5 protein-coding genes are annotated in these 5060 nt (G+C 49.9%); 4 read left to right on the top strand and 1 reads right to left on the bottom strand.

Annotation, left to right across the window (positions count from 1 at the left end; translation table 11 throughout):
• On the bottom strand, positions 1–786 hold a 786-nt coding region (locus tag VB081_RS07500), incomplete at its 3' end, for a CoA-transferase (protein WP_323400204.1).
• Positions 787–925: 139 nt separating this feature from the next.
• On the opposite strand from VB081_RS07500, the gene VB081_RS07495 reads away from it, so the two are divergent.
• From VB081_RS07495 to VB081_RS07480, 4 genes are all read left to right on the top strand, one after another.
• Positions 926–1813 carry a LysR family transcriptional regulator gene (locus VB081_RS07495; RefSeq protein WP_323400203.1) on the top strand — a complete coding sequence of 296 codons (888 nt, stop codon included), beginning with the start codon at positions 926–928 and terminating at the stop codon, positions 1811–1813.
• 90 nt (positions 1814–1903) lie between these two features.
• Complete coding sequence (locus tag VB081_RS07490) at positions 1904–3115, top strand: MFS transporter (RefSeq protein ID WP_323400202.1); 1212 nt, start codon at positions 1904–1906, stop codon at positions 3113–3115.
• Positions 3116–3188: 73 nt separating this feature from the next.
• On the top strand, positions 3189–4361 hold the full coding sequence (locus VB081_RS07485) for an iron-containing alcohol dehydrogenase (RefSeq protein WP_323400201.1): 1173 nt from the start codon (positions 3189–3191) through the stop codon (positions 4359–4361).
• The coding region (locus VB081_RS07480) for a metallophosphoesterase family protein (protein WP_323400200.1) at positions 4361–5060 on the top strand (700 nt) is incomplete at its 3' end. The genes VB081_RS07485 and VB081_RS07480, both read left to right, overlap by 1 nt.

The raw sequence follows: 5060 nt of genomic DNA, 5'->3' as shown, positions 1-5060 counted from the left end.
GATATCGCCGCTGTATGACGGATCGTATTGTGTATCAAACGTCTGCATATGGTTTTCAGGCGGCGCTTCTATAATGGCATCTACGTAGATGCCGGGCAGGCGAATAAGCTTTGGATTGAGAGAACCTCTTTCCACGATTTTCTCTACCTGCAAAATGACCTTGCCGCCACTGTTTTTTGCCGCCTGACACATGGCGACTACCTCGAGCGATACACACTCGCGCTCAAAGGTCGCATTGCCGTCAGGATCACAATAAGAGGCGCGTACCAACGCAACATGAATGGGGAAGGCGTGGTACAATAAATACTCCTTGCCGCCGATCGTGAGATTCGTCACCAGATCGTCTTTGGTGATGTCGTTGATACGCCCGCCCTGCAAGCGCGGATCGACAAAGGTTTTCAGCCCGATGTGCGTCAATGTGCCGGGCTTTTTGGCGGCGATATCGCGGAATAGATGAGAAATCACGCCCTGCGGGAAATTGTATGCTTCGATCTTATTTTCCAGCGCAAGCTTCTGGATCTTGGGCACAAGACCCCAGTGACCACCCACAACACGCCGGAGCATGCCCTCATGCCCTAAATGGTTGAGCCCGCGTTCATGTCCATCACCTTGTCCGGCGGCGTATATAAGATCCAGATTTTGGGGGTGACGGGTTTCCTTGAATGTTCGTTCAAGCTGCTGGGTAAGATCTTCCGGGTGCATACATCCGACAAATCCACCAACGGCAAGCGTGTCGCCGTCGCGGATCAAGCCGATTGCATCCTGCACAGTCATTTTTTTGCTCATGGTTCATCCGTCCTTTCTATTGATCATGTTGGCCTTATTATATTGCCCTTGAAATGATAAGTGAAATGCTTGTTTTGCGAATGAATCATTACGAAAAGTAATGATTGAAATTGTTTCGTTGGTCATATATGATGAAAGTATGGATATCAAACAATTGCGCTATTATACAGAGGTTGTAAAATGCGGAAGCTACACCAAAGCCGCGGAAAACCTGAATGTCACACAGCCGATGCTGACACGGACGGTGAAGCAATTAGAGGACGAGCTTGAGGTGAAGCTGATCGAAAGGAACAGTAAATGCTTCCTGCCGACAGATGCGGGCAGTGAGCTTTACCAGAACGCCTGCTCCTTGCTGCTCCAGTATAAAGACATCTACCGCAGTATTGGGGATATCAGGTCGCGCAAAAAAGGAAAGGTAAGTATCAGCATACCGGGAGTCATACTGGATATGTATTTTCCGATGATACTCAAGCGTTTTTATGAGGAATACCCGAACATCGATATCAGCGTAATTGAGGAAGGCTCAAAAGCCGTGGCTGCGTCCGTCTTTGCGGGAGATGTCGACCTCGGCATCGTGATGCTTCCTGTGCCGGAGCTTTCACAGTTGGGGTATACGGTTCTGATCAAAAGCGTGTGCAAGCTATTGACCAGCAAAGAACATCCGTTTGCGCACCGCAACAAGGTACGTCTCGCAGAGCTGAAAAACGAGAGACTGATCACATTCGGCGATACGGCGACGCTGCATGACGAACTGATCGCACAGTGCAGAAAAGAAGGATTCATTCCGCATATTGCGTACAAAAGCCTGATGCCCGGGTTTGATGTCAAGATGGTTTCCTACGGCCTGGGAATTGCGGTATTGCCTTCGCCTGTTATCCAGTGGTATAAAGCAAAAGGTCTGCGGGAGATATCGACTGTCCCGGAAATTCCGTGGGAAATGGCTATCATATACAAAAAAGGAAGATATCAATCATTTGCCGCAGAACAAATGCTGCGGTTTATACAGGATTTTTTTATTATTCCATAAAAATTGCGGATAAAGAATTCACCTGCAATACTTGTCTTTCGCGTTGTTTCCCGTTATCATATAAATGAATAAATTCCCCAGGGGTAGACTATGGTAAAAAAGCTGAGTGCACGGCATTGGTTTTTGATTGTCATAACGTTTTGCGTGTTTACGATATACGCATTCTACATCGATTCGTTCGGTCCCAATGCCACGGTCATGATGAACTTTTACCAGATCGATTCCTCCCAGCAAGGCTTTATTCTGACGGTGCAATCGATCGGCGGGCTGGCGGCTTCCGTTTTTTTGGCGCTGATGGGCGAGCGGTTCAATAAGATATATGTCGTAGGTGCAGGCACGTGTATCATGGGTGCTGCAAGTGTTTGCATCGGCTTTGCGCCTTCCTATACGGTGCTGATCCTGCTTGTCGCTGCGGCAGGTATTGGTTTTACCTGTGTGGATATCATGGTGAACGGAGTGATCGCCGATACCTACCCGGACAGAAAAAATACGCTGCTCCCTATTACGCACGCATTCTATGGCGTAGGGGCGATGATTGCACCGCTATTCGTCGCAGGGACGGTAAATCCACAGGTATATTCTTCGTTCAGCGTACCGTTTTTGTGGATCGGTATTGCCGCCCTGATCATTTTCCTGCTGTATATTTTGTCGGGCCGGTTTGTGATGAAGGATACGCCGTACGCGCATATGGAAGAGATGAAAAAGTGCGCCTGCGAGAATCCGGCGGAAATATTTAAAACAGGCGGGGCATGGTTATTACTGGTCATCTGTTTTTTCCAGTTTGCGTTCCAGTTCGGCATCTCCACATGGCTGCCAACATATTGCATCGAAGCGCGTGGAATGGCCTTTGAAGAAGCGGGACTGCTACTGTCAGGATTCTTTGGCGGGGCGCTCGTGATGCGCTTTCTTGGGCCTGCAATCCTGCGAAGGATCAGCGCGGCAAATCTGTTCTCGTGGTTCATCGTTGCGGCGGCGGTCTGTATGGCGTTGGCGCTCAGCGTACCGGGCATCCCTGTCATGATCGTACTGATTATTGCGGCAGGGTTCTTCCAGGGCTCAAATGCGGTCGCACTGGTAATCATGTGCTGTGCGGTATATCCAAACAGGACGGCGTCTGCATCGGCAGTCACGGTATTTGCGGTCAATATTGCAACGATGACGGTGCCGCTTTTGATTGGCGAGATTGCAAAACATGTGGGATTCCAATTGCCGCTTTACCTGGTCTGTGCGCTGATGGTAATTCCGTTTGTGCTAACAAGATATCTGATCAAGCAGCACAAAAGTCTGCAAACGATAGGTTGATCGACCGTTTAAGGCTTTATCAATATGGGTATTTGGTTATTACATATAATGATGTATGAGGGGAGATATTAAGATGGATAATGACGTATATTTTAATCCGACCAAGGTCTTTTTTGGTAAGGACACAGAGCTTTTGGTGGGGGAGGAAGTGGCAAAGCGCAGCCAGAAGGTATTGCTGCACTATGGCAGTGGCAGTGCGGAACGCTCAGGGCTTCTTGACAGGATACGTAAATCGTTGAAGGACGCGGGCGTAGCGGTGTTCGAGCTCGGAGGCGTGCAGCCTAATCCACGGCTTGAGCTTGTATATGAAGGGATCAATATTTGCCGTCATAACGGGATCGGCTTTGTCCTCGCGGTGGGCGGCGGCAGTGTGATAGATTCCGCCAAGGCGATCGCCTGCGGCACCCCAAACAGCGACGACGTATGGGATTATTTTGTGGGCAAGAAAAAAGCAAACGGTATTTTGCCGCTTGCGACGGTGCTGACGATCCCGGGTGCGGGCAGTCAATCGTCCAATGGAATGGTAATCACCAAAGAAGAAACGATGGAAAAAATGGCCTATGAGGACGAACGGTCACGGCCTGTGTTTTCGGTGCTGAATCCTGAGCTTACCTATACTGTACCGCCATATCATACGGCTGCGGGTATTGTGGATGCGTTCGCGCACATCATGGAGCGCTACTTCACCAATACGGCGGATGTAGATGTTACAGACCGTATGTGCGAAGGCGTGATGAAGTCTTTGCTGCGCTATGGCAGGACGGCTGTCACAGATGCGCAGAACTATCGAGCGCGCGCAGAAACGATGTGGGCGTGCAAAATGGCGCACGACGGCACGCTTGGCCTAGGGCGCGAAGAGGACTGGGCCTCCCACATGATAGAGCACGAGCTGTCCGCAAAATTTGATGTGTCGCACGGCGCGGGGCTTTCTGTGATTTTCCCCGCATGGATGAAATACGTATCTTCCAATAAACCGGAGCGCTTTGTGCAATTTGCAATGCGTGTATTTGATGTAGAATATTCGTTTGACAATCAGGATTGGACGATCAAAGAGGGCATCAAGCGCATGATGACGTTCTTCAAGAGCCTCAACATGCCGACGTCTCTGCGCGATCTGGGGATCAACGACAAGGATGCGCTGGGTGAGATGGCGAAGCGTTGCGTAGAGCATTGCGGCGGTACGGTCGGAAATTTTGTGCAGTTGAATGAGGCGGATGTGCGTAACATTTTGGAGATCGCCTATTAATGCGTTTTCTACACACATCGGACTGGCATCTGGGCTTTGCGCTGAACAATATGCCTATGATCGCCGAGCAAAAACATTTTACAGAGCAGATCCTTGCAATTGCGCGCAGCGAGCAGGTGGATGCAGTCATTGTTGCTGGTGACGTGTTCGATCATGCGGTTTCAAACCCGGACGCGATCGGCATCTACAACGATACGATGACGAAGTTATGTATCGAAAGCAGGATTTCGGTCGTGATCTGCGCGGGAAACCACGATGGCGCGGCGCGTCTTTCTTCGTGTGCAGATTTATTGAGCAAGGCAGGGCTGCACATTGCGGGAAGCGTCAAAAACGGGATACCGTCCATATTGATCGGCGATACGATGATCCATATCCTGCCTTTTTTTTCAATCGAAGAAGCACGCTATCTATATCCGGATGAAGAAATCAAAAATTATGATATGGCGATGCGCACTTTGCTGAAATATTTGCCGGTTTATGAGGGGCGTAATATTCTAGCGGCGCATTGCTTTGTGAGCAGTGCCGAGGTGTCGGAGAGCGATCGCTCGGCGATGGTCGGAGGAGCCAATATGGTGAGCGCAGATGCGTTTGCTGGTTTTGATTATGTTGCGTTGGGGCATTTGCACAAGCCGCAGGATATCGGCGGTAACATACGTTACAGCGGTTCGCCAATGAAGCTTTCGTTTTCGGAGGCTGGAC

The organism is Christensenella sp., from assembly GCF_034927525.1.
In the GTDB taxonomy this organism is placed as follows: Bacteria; Bacillota; Clostridia; order Christensenellales; family Christensenellaceae; genus Christensenella.
Note: the sequence above shows the minus strand (reverse complement) of the source record. Positions and strands in the feature narration are given on the sequence as shown.